The 15,430-nt window shown below is 64.2% G+C and carries 10 protein-coding genes; 5 read left to right on the top strand and 5 right to left on the bottom strand.

Annotated elements, in window-relative coordinates:
* The 3 genes from AC07VI_RS09590 to AC07VI_RS09580 form a co-directional block, all read left to right on the top strand.
* The coding region (locus tag AC07VI_RS09590; RefSeq protein ID WP_494808784.1) for a YDG domain-containing protein at positions 1–695 on the top strand (695 nt) is incomplete at its 5' end.
* A gap of 23 nt (positions 696–718) precedes the next feature.
* Positions 719–2,374: a ShlB/FhaC/HecB family hemolysin secretion/activation protein gene (locus AC07VI_RS09585; protein ID WP_492994592.1), complete on the top strand. Its 1,656-nt coding sequence runs from the start codon at positions 719–721 to the stop codon at positions 2,372–2,374.
* Between the two features lie 391 nt (positions 2,375–2,765).
* Positions 2,766–5,036 carry a TonB-dependent receptor domain-containing protein gene (locus AC07VI_RS09580; protein WP_492994590.1) on the top strand — a complete coding sequence of 757 codons (2,271 nt, stop codon included), beginning with the start codon at positions 2,766–2,768 and terminating at the stop codon, positions 5,034–5,036.
* On the opposite strand, the gene AC07VI_RS09575 is transcribed toward AC07VI_RS09580, so the two are convergent.
* Together AC07VI_RS09575 and AC07VI_RS09570 are read right to left on the bottom strand one after the other, a co-directional pair.
* Positions 5,033–6,076, bottom strand: coding sequence for an SMI1/KNR4 family protein (locus tag AC07VI_RS09575; RefSeq protein ID WP_099420618.1), 1,044 nt, complete (start codon positions 6,074–6,076; stop codon positions 5,033–5,035). The two genes, AC07VI_RS09580 and AC07VI_RS09575, sit on opposite strands and share 4 nt — an antisense overlap.
* Positions 6,076–7,050 carry a thymidylate synthase gene (locus tag AC07VI_RS09570; RefSeq protein WP_086146469.1) on the bottom strand — a complete coding sequence of 325 codons (975 nt, stop codon included), beginning with the start codon at positions 7,048–7,050 and terminating at the stop codon, positions 6,076–6,078. Before AC07VI_RS09570 ends, AC07VI_RS09575 begins: the two co-directional genes overlap by 1 nt.
* Before the next feature lie 156 nt (positions 7,051–7,206).
* Between AC07VI_RS09570 and AC07VI_RS09565 the strand changes: the two genes are divergently transcribed.
* Both AC07VI_RS09565 and AC07VI_RS09560 read left to right on the top strand, forming a co-directional pair.
* Entirely contained in the window at positions 7,207–9,996 is a 2,790-nt protein-coding gene (locus AC07VI_RS09565) for a bifunctional diguanylate cyclase/phosphodiesterase (RefSeq protein ID WP_492994587.1), read from the top strand.
* A gap of 159 nt (positions 9,997–10,155) precedes the next feature.
* Entirely contained in the window at positions 10,156–11,607 is a 1,452-nt protein-coding gene (locus AC07VI_RS09560) for an OmpP1/FadL family transporter (RefSeq protein WP_086146470.1), read from the top strand.
* Between the two features lie 129 nt (positions 11,608–11,736).
* Here AC07VI_RS09560 and AC07VI_RS09555 read toward each other — a convergent pair whose 3' ends face one another.
* Genes AC07VI_RS09555 through AC07VI_RS09545 form a run of 3 tightly spaced genes read right to left on the bottom strand, consistent with a single transcriptional unit; the run spans position 11,737 to position 15,401 of the window.
* On the bottom strand, positions 11,737–12,828 hold the full coding sequence (locus AC07VI_RS09555) for a threonine aldolase family protein (RefSeq protein ID WP_492996342.1): 1,092 nt from the start codon (positions 12,826–12,828) through the stop codon (positions 11,737–11,739).
* A 27-nt stretch (positions 12,829–12,855) separates the two neighbouring features.
* Entirely contained in the window at positions 12,856–13,530 is a 675-nt protein-coding gene (leuE, locus tag AC07VI_RS09550) for a leucine efflux protein LeuE (RefSeq protein ID WP_086146471.1), read from the bottom strand.
* A 2-nt stretch (positions 13,531–13,532) separates the two neighbouring features.
* On the bottom strand, positions 13,533–15,401 hold the full coding sequence (locus AC07VI_RS09545; RefSeq protein ID WP_086146472.1) for an ABC transporter transmembrane domain-containing protein: 1,869 nt from the start codon (positions 15,399–15,401) through the stop codon (positions 13,533–13,535).
* Between the last annotated feature and the right edge of the window lie 29 nt (positions 15,402–15,430).

Raw genomic sequence — 15,430 nt, 5'->3', positions numbered from 1 at the left:
TGGGCGACGGCACAGGCCTGGCGGCGAACTACAGCGTGAATGCGCCCGCCAGCGTGACGGCGGCCATCACGCCGAAGCCTGTTACCGTGAGCGGTCTCGCCGTTGCCGATAAAACGGCTGATGGCACGACGGCGGCGACGATTTCAACGCCAGGAACGCTTGCAGGGCTCGTCGCCAACGATATCATTAACCTCGATGCCACGTCGGCCACGGCGAAATTCGCACAGTCAGCCCCCGGTATTGCCATTCCGGTCAGCGTCACTGGTCTCACGTTGATCGGTGCCGATGCCGGCAACTACGTCATGCCTGCGTCAAGCTCAAGCACAGGCAGCATATTGACGGCACCGGCCCGGGAAAACTCATCTGCTACTGCCGCAGCGGCGACGATCACGCCGCAGGCGGTAGGTATTGCGTCGTCGTTTGTCGCGCCCGCGGTAGGCGGGCTGGCTTATGTCGCCGTGGCTGAAAGCGTGACCGCGCCGCAGTCAGGCACAGCGCAGACTGCTATGGGCGGGGAGGCCGGTGCCAATGCAGCACCGGCCAGCACCCCGCAGCGTCGCCAATCGTCGAGCCAAGGTGCAGGTGCCAACCGTGATGTCAAGTATCTCGATGTGATGGTCGTATCTGGCGGCATCCGCATGCCTGCCAGCGCAAGCAGCGATACCGACAACGCCCCGGCGCCGAACAGTCTTTGACACACCCTGATCATGAGTACGCCATGAAGCATTCATCCACTCTTTTGCCGATGACGCTGTTCGTCACGAGCTGCATGCCCGCGCTTGCCCAGCAAGTGCCTGACGCGGGCACACTGCTGCAGGAAAATGCGCGTACGCTGCCGCAGCCGACCAGCCGCGCGGCACCCACGCTGCGCGTGCTGCCTGCGCCTCAACCGGCGCACCAGGTTTCCGGTGGCATGCAAATAACGCTGCAGCGCGTGACGATAAACGGCAACACACAGATCCCGAGTACGGAGCTGCTCGCCGGCCTTGGCCCTGTCACTGGCAAGACATATGACTTCGCCGGCCTGTCCGCGCTCGCCACCCACATTACCTCCCGTTACCAGCAGGCCGGCTATCCATTCGCGCGAGCTTACCTGCCACAACAGGACCTGTCCGCTGGCGAACTGCGCATCGAGATCCTCGAAGGTCGCTATGGTCTTGTGCAGGCGACAGGTGATGGAGCATTGACGTCAGGGGCGCAAGGCTTCCTGTCGGCACTGCCGAAGGGCACCTTGATCGAGGCGCATATGCTGGAGCGCACGACCCTGCTATTGAACGATCAGCCAGGCATTGTCACGGCGCCGCTGATGCGCCCTGGAAAGGAGGTCGGCACCGGCGACTTGATCGTCGATGTGCAAAGGGACCATCGCTATAAGGGGGAAGCGGGGCTAGACAATTTTGGTACGCGGGCGACTGGCCGCATGCGTCTCCACGCGAGCCTGGATGCCGACAGTCCGTTCATGCTCGGTGATCAGCTTTCCCTGCAGGCGCTATATACGGACGCCCAAATGTGGTTCGGATCGGTGGCGTATGCGGCACCGCTCGGCTACAGCGGCTTGCGCGGACGCGCCAGTTACACGCATTCGTACTACGAACTTGCCGGCAGCTTCGCGGCCCTCGGTGCCCGCGGCACGGCGGACGTGGCGAGCGTCGGGATGAGCTATCCCATCATCCGCTCGCAGTCGCGCAATCTGATTGTCTCGGCAAGCGTCGACCGCAAGTCGCTGCAGGACCGCCAAGGGGCGACGTCGTCGTCCAGTGACAAGCGAAGTACAGTCGTGCCGGTCAGTGTCTCGTTTGACGTGCGCGACCAATTCATTTACGCCGGCATCACCTACGGCGTCGTCTCGTGGGTGCATGGGCGCCTCGGACTGGATAAGGCAAGCGAGGCCATGGACAGTGCAAGCGCCCGCACGGCCGGCGGTTTCTCCAAGCTGAACATCGATCTGGCGCGTCTTCAGTCCCTCAATAGCAAGATTGACCTCTATGGTCGCCTCTCGGTGCAGCGCGCGGGGAACAACCTCGACCCGTCTGAGAAGCTGGGCATTGGTGGCGTGAACGGTGTGCGCGCGTATCCGAACGGTGAAGCGTACGGTGACAGCGGCTGGCTGGCACAGGCCGAGGTACGCTACACAAGCGGGGCGGCGGTGCCGTTCGTCTTCTACGATATGGGGCGAATTGACATCAGCAAGGACGCCTGGGCGAGCACGAGCAACCGGCGCACGCTGGCCGGCACTGGCGTCGGCGTTCGGTACGCAGGCGCCGCATGGACTGGAGGCGTGACGCTGGCCTGGCGTACCCGCGGAGGGGCGTCGCAGACAGAATCGTCGACCCATACTCCGACCTTGCTGGCGAGCCTGGCGTACCGTTTTTGAGGCCGGCGAACACTTGACGCTACTTCGCCATGTTCGAGAAACGGCTCGTTGCGCGGCCGGCGAAGCGGCAGCAATGCGATTGGATTCGCGCCATGTCCGCGCAGCGGACCGGCTTGCCCCCATCTGCGCCAGGCCCCCAAATACGTGCGCGACGCGGGTGCCGGCCATGGCAACACGGTGCTTGCGACACTTACGGGCTGCGGAGATATCCCGGGCAGCGCAAGCTGCATGGCATGAGGCTGGAATGCCACAAGCGCCGGAGATTTGTAAATTGAAGTAAATAACAATGGTTCGCATTTGCTTTGCTCCTTGCAATCGTGGCATGCTTGGCATGTGCTCTCACGCTGCGGCGTAGTGCCTCATCCGTAGCGTCTCGATTATCTTTAGCCAAATGCATAAACTTTTTTTCCATTGCCTGGCGGGCGGCAGCCTGCTCGTCTCCGGCGCCGCTGTCCAGGCGCAAACCATTACCGGTGATACCGTCGTCAAGCCGCCTGCCAAGGCGCCCGCCGTGGACGCGCCGCCGTCCGTCAGCGTGACGGCCGAACGTCCCACGGGCCGCATCGACCGGCAAGTCTACGACGTCAAGTCCGATGTCGGCAGCAGCAACGGCACGGCAGCCGACGCCTTGAACAATGTGCCATCCGTTGCCGTCGATCCAGACGGTTCCGTGTCCCTGCGCGGCAGCAGCAATGTGCAGATATTGATCGATGGCAAGCCCTCGGCCATGCTGCAGGGCGATGCGCGCGGCGCCACCCTGAACGCCATGGCGGCCGACGATATCGAATCGGTGGAAGTGATCAACAATCCCGGCGCCCAGTTCGGCAACGAGGCGGGCGGCGGGCCTATCCTGAACCTGGTGATGCGGCGCAACCGCAAGCCGGGCGGCTTTGCCACCGTGAATGCGAATGCGGGCATTGCCGGGCGCTACAACAGCTCCGTCTCCGGCAGCTACAACGAAGGGCCGTGGGGCTACCAGGGCGGCATCAATGTGCGCCACGACGGCCGCAATTCCGTGGCCGAGGTCAGCCGCGAGCGCCTGGAGCGCGGCACGGGCGCTTTCGCCCCCAGCAGCCAGCATTCCACCAGCAACGGCTTGAACGACTCGCTGGGTTTGCACGGCACCGTCAATTACAACGTGAACGCCAACGACACCCTGGCCGCCAGCGTTTCGTACAATGGCCGCAGCAACGACCAGCGCTCGCTGGACCGCTATATCAACGGCGACAGCACGGGCAGCACCATCGCCGACTATGTGCGCAGCACCGTGCGCAATGGCGACAGCCGCAACTACGGCTGGGGCGCGCGCTACGACCACAAGGGAGAATTGCCGGGCGAAACCCTCAAGATCGACCTGCGCGTGTCGTCGTCGACCAACGAGAGCGACAGCGATTACGCCAATACCTACGCGGTCGCGCCCGTGAACGCCTACGACAGCCGCGCGCGCCAGCACAGCGAGACGGGCAACCGCATCGTCGACTTCAGCGGCGACTACGAGCGTCCGCTGGCAGGCGGCACGGCCAAGCTCGGCTACAAGGTGGCCGACAACCAGAGCAGTTTCGACACTCTATATACGGACATCCATCCGGGCAGCCTGCTGGAGACCGTCAACCGCATGCGCAGCAACCGTTTCGAGATGGACGAGCGCACCGTGGCGCTGTACGGCTCCTACCAGATGCGCCTGAGCGAGCGCTGGGGCGCGCTGGCCGGCGTGCGCGCCGAATACACGGACTTGACCGTGCGCCAGATCACGGGCGGCGTCGAGGCCGGCAACAATTACGTCAACTATATTCCCAGCCTGTTCGCCACCTACAAGGTCAGCGACGAGAGCAATCTGCGCTTCAGCTATGCGCACCGCCTGCGCCGCCCGAACGCGGGCGACCTGAACCCGTACGTCGTGTACCGCGATGAGTTCAATGTGTCGGCCGGCAACCCGAAGCTGAAACCCACGCAGACGGATTCGTTCGAGGTCGGCTATGAAACGAAGATCGCCGGCCTGGAAAGCAGCTTGCGCGCCTACCACCGCCGCGACACGGACGCTATCGTCGATTACCGCTACTTTATCAGCGATAACGTGCTGCTGACGACGCGCGAAAACGGCGAGGGCAGCCATTCGAGCGGCCTGGAGTTCAGCGTCAGCGGCAAGCTCACGCCGTCGCTGACCCTGAACACGAGCGGCAACCTGGCGCGCAGCCAGCAGACCAGTTCCGACGACCTGGGCAACCGCAGCACGCGCACGGCCAACGCCCTGAGCGGCCGCGCGCGCCTCAATTACCAGATCGATCCGGCCAACCAGCTGCAACTGGCCCTGCAAATGCAAGGCAAGATGCTGTCGGGACAGGGCTACCGTTCGCCGAACAATACCCTGAACCTCAGTCTACGCCACGCGGTGACGCCGCAATTGAGCCTGGTCATGAATGTCACCGATGTGTTCAGCAGCAACAAGATGGAAACCGTCATCAACAGCGCGTCCCTGCGCGAGACGAGCACGCGGCGCTTCGATGGACGCATGATTTATGTGGGGCTGTCGTACCGCCTCGGCGGCGCCGCGCCGGCGGCGAAAGAGGGCGAGCGCGAACCGCGCTTCGGTCCGCCGGGCGGGCGGGGGCCAGGCGGCACGGGCGGTCCCGGCCCGGGAGGACCGGCAGGCGACGCGGGCTAGGCCGCCAGCGCGATCTCGTGCAGGAAGCCGATGAAATCGTCCGTATGGAGCTCGAAGCGCCATCCGCCCGTGCCATGTTCGGCGCGGTACACGGGCAAGTCGCCGTCGATGCTTCTTTCTTCCAGGTGCACGCAGTACGGATCGCCGCCGGCATCGGCAATGACCACCAGCTTCGGCGGCCAGGCCGCGATTGTGCGCAGGCTCACGGCATGGACGGAGTAGCCGTGCTGGGCCTTCACCAGCTCGGCCGCGCCGTACAGGTGCAGGCCCTGGGGGAAGCGTTTGCCGTCGACATGTACGCGCAGCGGCGAATACCATTCCAGGAAGCGGCGGTAGATCTCCGGCAAGACCCATTGCGCGTCGATCCCGGCCATGTCCTTGGCGCTGGCGACCGTCAGCCAGTTCGACGGTTGCGCCAGGTCCTGTTCGCGCTGGCGCCGCAGCGCCAGGTTGCGCTCCAGGAAGGCGGCAGCCATTTCCAGGCGCGACAGCGGCTGGGTCAGCGTCTCATGCGTGGCGGGCGCCTTGTAGCCTGCACCGTCAGGATAGCCGTCCGCTTGCCAGGCCAGCACGGCGCTTAGTCGCAGCTGTTCCGCCTTCCAGTGGCCGGGATCGGACGGCAAGCCCTGGTCAAACGGCTGGCGGCTGAACACGGCCAGGCTCTTGATCGCCCTGGCGCGCACGTCCAGGCGCGTGGCGCCGGACGCCGCCAGCGCCACCAGCGGCGCATACGCTTCCACGCCGATACTTTTCAGCAAGCCGTCGACGGCCCGGTAGGCCAGTTCCGGCTGCCCCAGTGCCCATGCAAAAAATGCCGCATGCTGGCTGCCTTCCACCAGATGCACGATATCGCTCATCAGGAAGGCGCGCCAGTGCAGCAGCTGGCCTTCCCTTGCGTAGGCGATCAGGATGTCGAGCACGGCTTGCCGCTCGTCGGCAGCATGCTTTTTCAGCAGCCGGTCTTTCAGTTTGGAAAACTTGACGCCGTCCGTTTCGTCAAACAGCTTGCGGTGCAGCGCGGCCAGCGGCGAGACCGCCATCAGACGGCCATCGCGGCCTTGATGGGCGCGTGGTGTTCATAGCCTTCCAGCGAGAAATCCGACGGTTCGATCTTTTCCAGCCATTCCGGCTCGTACTTGCCCGTCTTGGCGTAGTCGGGCACGCGTTCGGAAATGACGAAACGCGGCGCCGGGAACGGCGTGCGCTTGAGTTGCTCTTCCACCATGTCGAGGTGGTTTTCATAGATGTGCGCGTCGCCGATGAAATACGTGAACCAGCGCGGCGTGTAGCCGGTCAGGCGCGCCACCAGATGCAGCAGGGCGGCGCCTTCGGCGATATTGAACGGCGTGCCCAGGCCGATATCGTTGCTGCGCACATATAAGCACAGTGAAATTTCGCGCGTGCTGGCGTTCGGGATGAACTGGTACAGCAAGTGACAGGCGGGCAGGGCGACGGCGTCCAGCACGGCCGGATTCCAGCCGTGGAACAGGATGCGCCGGCTGCCCGGGTTCGTCATGATGGTGTCCAGGCATTCTCGCAACTGGTCGACGGCCTTGTACAGCAAGACTTTTTGCACGCCGTCTTCGACGATGGGGGCGACCAGTGTGTAACCGTTGGCTTGTGCGTCGGCAATTTGCGCCGGCTTGGCCGCGTCCAGCAATTTATATGCGGGCCATAGTCGCCACTGCACGCCGTACACGGGACCGAGGTCGTCCTCGCCCTCGCGGTAGGGGTTGGCCAGCCATTGCGCATTTTCATTGGCGTTCTGATCCCACACCTTGCAGCCCAGCGCGCGGAATTCGGCCGCATTGCGCGAGGCGCGCAGGAAGGCGCACAATTCGCCGATCACGGATTTGAAAGCCAGTTTCTTGGTCGTCACGGCAGGGAAATTGCCGTTAGCCAAGTCGAAACGCATCATGGCGCCCGGCACGCTCAGGGTGCGGATGCCCGTGCGGTTGTCTTGCCAGCTGCCCGTTTCGAGCACGGTCTTGATCAAATCTTGATATTGCTGCATGTATTTCTCCAACGGTAAGGATGGTGATTGTAACGCAGGCGCGACAGGCGGGATGCGGGATACGCACATAATTACACGCTCATATCCCCTGTAAACATGACTCTGTGGTAATTTGTGTGTCCCTAAAGAAATATAGAAACGGCAGATGCTGGCACCATGTTTTTGCGACAATTTGTAAATAATAATAACGCCGCCGTGGTGGAAATGAGCAGGGCCGACTTTCTCAAGGCTAACTTGCGCCTGATCCTCGCCTGGCCCATGCTGTGCCTGGCCCTGTGCGCCGTGCTGTGGATGGCCACCCTGCTGCAGCTGGAGGCGGAAAAAAAGGTGGCGCAGCAGCAGGCGCTCGACAGCGTGGCCTCGCAGTCGAAAGCCTACAGCCAGTATCTGCTGCGCACCCTGGAGCAGATGGACCAGCTGACCCTGCAGCTCAAGTATGAATGGGAAAACTCGCGCGGCCACCTGCGCCTGGATCAGCTGAAGACGCAGGGCATGTATGCCTTGCCGCAATTTGCCATCGTTGCCATCCTCGACCGCAAGGGCCACCCCGTGACGGCTACGGCGCCTCTGACGCGGCTGCGCACGAACGAGCGCAGCGATTTCCTCTTGCGCCACTGGCGCAGCAATTCCAGCGCCTTGCGCATCGCCCTGGGACGGGCGAACGCGCTCCCGTCCGCCGCCGGCCCCGCCGACACCCTCGTGCACTTCACGCGCCGGCTGGAAGACGAGGATGGCAATTTTGACGGCGTGCTGCTCATTTCCATCCATTCCAGCTATTTCTCCGAATTCTATGACAGCGTCAATTTCGGCAAGCTGGGCATGTCCGCCATGGTGGGCGAAGAGGGCGAGCTGTTCAGCATGCGCCTGGGCTCGCGCGTGCTGCCCGTGCATGGGGCGCATGGCGGTGCGCCCTTCCTCGATACGAGCTTCCTGGAAACGGACGGCGGCGCCATGGAGTCGGGCGGCCGCTTCGCTTTTTCCGACAAGCAAAACCGCTACGTGGGCTGGCAGGCGCTGAAAGCCTATCCATTCACGGCCGTCGTGGGCCTGGCCGACAGCGAAATGCTGCACCCCTACGAGGAAACGCGCACCATCTACACGGGCATCGCCCTGGCCGTGACCCTGCTGCTGCTGGCCTTTACCGTCGTCGCCACCGTGCTGTCGCTGCGCCTGGCCTGGCGCCACCACCAGTCCGAAGGCGTGCGCAACGCCTACCGCATGGCTACCGAGGGCACGAGCGACGGCTTTTACATCATTGCCGCCCTGCGCGACGGCGACTGCGCCATTGCCGACTTCGAGATCGTCGACTGCAACGAGCCGGGCGCCGGCTATTTCGGCGTGCGCCGCGAGCAGCTGCTGGGCATGCGCCTGCAGTCGCGCGCGCACGAACCGTATTTCCGCGACCTGATGCACAATTACCGGGCCGCCATGCAGTCGGGCTTTTCCGAGGAAGAGATTGAATTGCCGGATGGCAACCCATTCAAGCTGCGCTGGATACGCCGCCGGCTCGTGCGCAGCGGCGACCGCCTGGCCGTCACCCTGCAGGATATCAGCACGGCCAAGGAGCACGAGCGCGACCTGCGCCGCCTGGCCAACGAAGACGGCTTGACGGGCTTGCCCAACCGCTACTGGCTGCAGCAATTCCTGCCCGGGGCGCTGGCGCGCGCCGCCATCACGGGCCACATGCTGGCGCTGCTGTTCATCGACCTCGACGGCTTCAAGGATATCAACGACACGCAGGGGCACGCCGAGGGCGACAAGGTGCTGCGCGCCGCCTCCTTGCGCCTGAAGGCCGTGCTGCGGCCGGGCGACCACGTGGTGCGCCTGGGCGGCGACGAATTCGTCGTCGTGCTCGACCCGGTGGAGGACGACAGCCGCGCCGAGCAGGTGGCCCAGCGCATCGCCATCGCCTTCGACGAGCCGTTCTACCTGGGCAGCGAACGCCACAAGATGGGCGCCTCGATCGGCATCAGCCTGTATCCGCGCGACGGTGCCGAGACGGACGTGCTGCTGAAGAACGCCGATATCGCCATGTATGCCGTGAAAGTGGCGGGCAAGGGCCACCATCGCTTCTTCCAGCCCGAATTGTTCGAAACCATATGCAACCGCCGCGAACTGGAGCAAAGCCTGGTGGCGGCGCTGGAGCAGGACCAGTTCCTCGTCGTCTACCAGCCGAGGGTCGACGCCCTGAGCGGGCAGTTGTGCAGCATGGAGGCGCTGGTGCGCTGGCGCCATCCGCTGCACGGCATGGTGCCGCCGCTGGAATTCATTCCCGTGGCCGAGAGCAGCGGCCTCATTTCGCAGCTGGGCGAGGTGGTCATCGAAAAAGTGTGCCTGCAGATGGCGCACTGGCAGGCGGCAGGACAGGAGCTGGTGCCCGTGTCCATCAACGTCTCGGCGCGCCAGTTCGGCCGCGGCGACGTGCACCAGGTGCTGGCGTCCGCGCTGGCGCGCCACCGCATCGACGCGCGCATGATCGAGGTGGAGATCACGGAATCGGCCATGATGGATGAGCAGAACCGCGCCGTGGAGCAGCTGTCGGCCATCCGTGCGCTGGGCGTGCGCCTGCTGGTCGACGATTTCGGCACCGGCTATTCCTCGCTGTCGCAGCTGCAGAAGTTTGCCATGGACGGCCTGAAGATCGACCGCGCCTTCACCATGGAACTGGGCCGCTCGGAGCAGGGCGAGGTCTTCGTGCGCGCCATCCTGTCGATGGCGCATGCGCTGGGCATGAGCGTGGTGGCCGAAGGGGTGGAAACGCGCGAACAGCTCGATATCCTGCGCGGCCTGCAGTGCAATGAAGTGCAGGGCTATTTCATCTCGCGCCCCGTGCCGGCCGAGCAGATGCTGGCGCTGATGCGCAAGCGGTTTTTGATCCCGCTGCCGGCGCCGGTATTGCCGCCGTACAGCGTCGTGCAAGGTGAGGAAAACAACACTGTTTCGTAAAAAGAGCGATCGTTCGCTTTTTTTTCGAAAATATTATATGCTTCGCACATGCCGTCAGTGGATTGGAGTTCACGGCGGCAAGAACAGTGCAGGACGGGTGAGGTTGAGCCGCCCGGGACAATGTGACGAAGACCATCCATATAATAAAGAGAGACTAACTTGAAACATAAATATCTGCCCCTCCTCATCGCCGTCGCATGCGCCGGCATCGCTTCCACCGCCCAGGCATCGGGCTACCGTTTCGGCTCGCAAAGCGTGTCCGCCCAGGGCACGGCTGACGCCAGCGGCGCCGAAGCGGCCGACGCTTCCACCATTTTCTACAACCCGGCCGGCCTGTCGCGCCTGGAAGGCACGCAGTTCGTCGGCGGCGGCACCCTGGTGGTGCCGCATTCGACCTATACGGATTCGGGTTCGAAGTCCTTCTTCGCCCCCGTCCCTGACAATCACAAGCCGTTCAGCGCCACCAAGGACTATGCGCCGGACGCCGTATTCGCGCCTGCCCTGTACGCCAGCAAGAAAATCAACGATCAATGGACGGTCGGCGCGGGCCTGTTCGTGCCGTATGGCGCCAAGCTCGACTACGGCAATGACTGGTATGGCCGCTATGCGATCACCAATATCAAGCTCGAAGCCATCGCCCTGAATCCTTCCGTGTCGTTCAAGCTGGACCAGCATCACTCGTTCGGTTTCGGCGTGACGGCTGAATACATGAAGGCGGAACTGGGCCAGGGCGTGGACGTGCCTGGTTCGGTCGCTTTCCTGGGCAAATTTGCGCCGACCGCATCGCAGGCCTTCCTGGCCAATATCGCCAAGACCCAGGGCCTGGCAGCCGCACAAGCTGCCGGTGCCGCGCTGCAGGGCCCGATCAATGATGGTCACGCATCGATGGATGGCCATGACTGGGGCTTCGGCTTCAATTTGGGCTACCTGTACCAGCTGAACGAAGGCACGCGTTTCGGCATCGCCTACCGTTCGTCGATCTCGCACAAGCTCAAGGGCAGCACCATCTGGGATTTCTCGCAAGTGACGAGCAACCCGGCCGTGAACGCCTTCATCGCCAAGGCATCGAACAAGGTCAATTCCGAGGCGCTGGTGGAACTGCGCACGCCGGAAACCCTGTCGGTCAACGCCTTCCACCAGATGGATGACAAGTGGGCCCTGATGGGCGACGTCACCTGGACCCGTACTTCGCGCCTGCAGAACCTGGACATCCAGTTCCCGCCGACGGCCGAAGGCGCCGAGCGCATCCGCCAGAACTGGAAAGACACCTATCGCGTCTCGCTGGGCACCAACTACAAGTACAGCGACAGCCTGATGCTGCGCGCCGGTATCGCCCACGACCAGGCGCCAGTGCGCAGCGCGGAACTGCGCCACCCGGCCTTGCCGGACAGCGACCGCATGCAGTATTCGATCGGCGCGAACTGGAAGCTGAACGCCAATTCCTCGATCGACCTGGCCTACAGCTATATCGACTTCAAGGATGCTGACGTCAACTACACAAACGACTGCTCGCCTGTCAAGACTGGCTGCACCGGCAACGGTGAAACCACCAAGGGCCTGTTCAAGACCCGCATGCAGTTGATCGGTCTCGCTTATAACTACAAGTTCTAAGCAGGTAGTGGCGGCCGACCCGGCGGCCATGAATGAAAAAAGCGCCTCCGGGCGCTTTTTTTTGGTCACGATGGTGGCGGTGTCGGCTTGCGCGCCGTGCGCCAACCCGACCTGCGCGGGCCTGCGCGATTATGCGCTGGCGCGCATGGCCTGGTCCAGCAGGCGCAAGGCATGCCGCACGCTGTCGTCCGGCAGTTCCAGCAGGTTGTCTCCCACATACCATTCCACCACGCTGTGCCCGGGGAGTGCCGCGTGGCTGGCGCGGCCGAACAGCCAGATGCCGTGGTCTTCGGCCGCCTGGTTGCGGATGGCGATGGCCCGCTCGCGCGGCAGGGGCAGGTGCAGGTGCAGCATGTTGGCCTGCGGCTGGGCGGGATTGACGGCGATGGCCGGAAAGTCGCGCAGCAGCGCGTACAGCCATTGCGTGCGCGCGAAATAGCGGGGCATGGCGGCCAGGCGCGCATCGAACTGCATGGCGGCGGCCACCACGTAGGGCGTGCGGTGGACGATGTTGCCGCCCTGGCGGCGGAACCATTCGCGCGCCCGCTCGACAAACGGGCGGCTGCCGGCCAGCATGGCGCCGCCGAGGCCGCCGATGCCTTTGTACAGCGACACGTAGACGGAGTCAAAGCCGTCGCAGATGGCGGACAGGGGCTGCTTGAAACCGGCCTGCGCTTCCCACAGGCGCGCGCCATCCATATGCAGATGGATATTGCGCTCGCGGCAGTGCCGCTTGATGTCGCTCAACTCCTCCCACGACGGACACTGGCCGCCGATTTCACGCATCGGCAGCTCGACCTGCGCGGCGCCCAGCGCATCGGGCACGGCGCGCAGGTCGTCTACCGTCCACGGACGGTGCGGGTCGCCCAGCATCAGGCCCTTGAAGTGGTCGAGCAATTCATGGTTGCCCCGCTCGTGGCGCAGGATGTGCGACGTCGGGTGCAGCGCCACCAGGGAAGACCCCCGGTCCTGGCAGGCCAGGCGCAGGGCCGTCACCTGCGCCATGGTGCCCGTGATGCAGAACACGGCCGCCTCGAAGCCGAGCAGGCCGGCGATCTTGTCCTCGAACTGTTCGATCAGCGCGCCTTCGCCGTAGGTGTCGTGCGCGATGCCGTTCGTCTCGCACCAGGCGGCCATGGCGGCGAAGGTGGCGCTTGGGGCGGGCTGGCGGTGGCCCGGCAGGACGGTGTGGCAACGCTGTCGCAGTTCAATCTCGGTCAAGGCGGTCACGGCGCATCTCCGGTACAGTTACAGTGTGGCCGTGGCCAGTTTCGCGCCAAAGCCGATGAACATGGCGCCCACGCCGCCGCCCATGCCTGCCGACAGGCGGCGACGGCGGCGGAAGGTCTCGGCCAGGCGGGCGCCGACAAAGATGATGGCCGTCAGATAGGTAAAACTGATCACCTGGCAGATCAGGCCCAGCCCGATGAAGGACAGCACGGGGTTCGGGAAGGCCGGATCGACGAACTGGATGAAAAACGAGATGAAGAACAGGATGGCCTTCGGATTCATCAGGCTGATGATCAGGGCCTTGCGGAACGGCTCGCTTTCCTTGACGGGGGCAGCCGCGGCCGCCGCCTCGCCTTCGGCGGGAGCGGGCGCGCGCAGCTTGCGCCAGCAGCCTATCAGCATCTGCAGGCCGATCCAGCCCAGGTAGGCCGCGCCGATGTATTTCACGACATAGAACAGGGCCGGGCTGGCTTTCAGCAGCGAGGCCACGCCGCAGGCCGACAGCACCATCAGTATCAGGTCGCCGGCGAAGATGCCGAAGGCGCCCTGGTAGGCGGGCCGCACGCCGCGCTGGGCGGCGACCGACAGCACGTACATGGAATTGGGGCCGGGCAGGATGACGATGAAGATGGTCCCCAGTAAAAAGGTCCAGAAATCGGTGATGCCCAGGTTGGCGTGGAAAAGTGCGTTCATGATTATTCCGCTGGATTGAGCTGTACGTGATGGAATTGCAGTGCGGCAAGATTGGCATAGATGCCCCCGAGCGCGACCAGCGACGCATGCGTGCCCGTTTCGACGATCCTGCCGTCTTCCATGACGACGATGCGGTCGGCCCGCTGCACGGTGGCCAGGCGGTGCGCGATGATGACGGTGGTGCGGCCCAGCATGGCCGCTTCCAGCGCCTTTTGCACCAGGCGTTCCGATTCCGCGTCCAGCGCGCTGGTCGCTTCGTCGAGCAGCAGCAGCGGCGGGTTTTTCAGCAGGGCGCGGGCGATGGCGATGCGCTGGCGCTGGCCGCCGGACAGGCGCACGCCCCGTTCGCCGAGGAAGGATTTGTAGCCGTTCGGCAGGCGCTCGATGAATTCGTGGGCGGCCGCCATTTTTGCGGCCGCGATGACTTCCTCGTCGCTGGCGCCGGCGCGGCCGTAGCGGATGTTTTCCATGGCATCGGCCGAGAAGATTACCGTATCCTGCGGCACGATGCCGATGGCATCGCGCAGGGTGTGCAGGTCGAGCTGCTTGATGTCGACGCCGTCGAGGCGGATGCTGCCGCTTTGCGGGTCATAAAAACGCAAAAACAGCTGGAAGAGGGTGGTCTTGCCGGCGCCGGAAGGGCCGACGACGGCCACCGTTTCGCCGGCGCGGATGTCGAGGCTGACGTGGTCGAGCGCGTGGGTGTCGGGGCGCGACGGATACGAAAACATGACGTCGGTCAATGTCAAGGCGGCGCCATTCGCGGCGCGCGCGGGCAGCGGCAGGGGCGTGGCCGGCGACTCGATTTCCGATTTGACGGCCATCAATTCCAGCAGGCGCTCGGTGGCGCCGGCGGCGCGCTGCGCTTCGCCCATGACTTCGGACAACGCACCGATGGCGCCGGCCACGATGGAGGCGTACAGGATGAACTGGCCCAGGTCGCCGCCCGTCATCGCGCCTTCCAGCACGGCGCGCGCGCCCAGCCACAGGACGAAGACGATGGTGCCGAAGACCAGCAAAATCGCGATCACGGTGAGCAGGGCGCGCGCGCGGATGCGGCGCATGGCCGTCATGAAAGCGCCTTCGACCGAGTCGCCAAAGCGCTTCGATTCGATCTTCTCGTGCGTAAACGCCTGCACGGTGGGCATGGCGTTGAGGATTTCGCCGGCCATGGCCGAGGCGTCGGCGATGCGGTCCTGCGAATCGCGCGACAGCTTGCGCACCTTGCGGCCAAAGACGATGATGGGCACGACGACGAGGATCAACAGGCCGATGATGATGCCGGCCAGCTTGGCGCTGGTGACGAAGAGCATCACCAGGCCGCCGAGGAACAGCAGCACGTTGCGCAGCGCCATGGAGATGCTGGTGCCGACGACGGCCTGTATCAGGGTCGTGTCGGTGGTGATGCGCGACAGGACTTCGCCCGTCTGCGTGGTTTCAAAGAATTGGGGGCTTTGCGTGACGACGTGGCGGTACACGGCGCTGCGGATGTCGGCCGTGACCCGTTCGCCCAGCCACGACACGGTATAAAAGCGCGCCGCCGTGGCCAAGGCCAGGATGGACGCCACGCCGAACAGGGCGAGGAACACCAGGTCGACATGCTGGATGCTTTTCGAGCCGGCCGCGCCGCCGAAACCGAGGTCGATCATCTGCTTGAAGGCGGCGGGGATGGCCAGGGTGGAAGCGGCGGCCACCACCAGCGCGATACCGGCCAGGAAGAACTGCTTGCGGTACGGCGTCAGAAAGGGCAGCAAGCCCTTGAAGGCCGCCAGGCTGCCTTTTTTCAGTTCACGGCTGGCGCCGGTGTCGGGGGAAGGGGCTGCGCTTGTCGCTGTGCTGCTGGTATTGCCTGTATCTGTACTGGTTGTCATTGGTTTTCGCTTGGTAGGTACTGTATCCG

Source organism: Janthinobacterium sp. GW821-FHT03A03, from assembly GCF_059421435.1.
The sequence above is the reverse complement of the archived record's forward strand: the minus strand, read 5'-3'. Positions and strand labels throughout refer to the sequence as shown.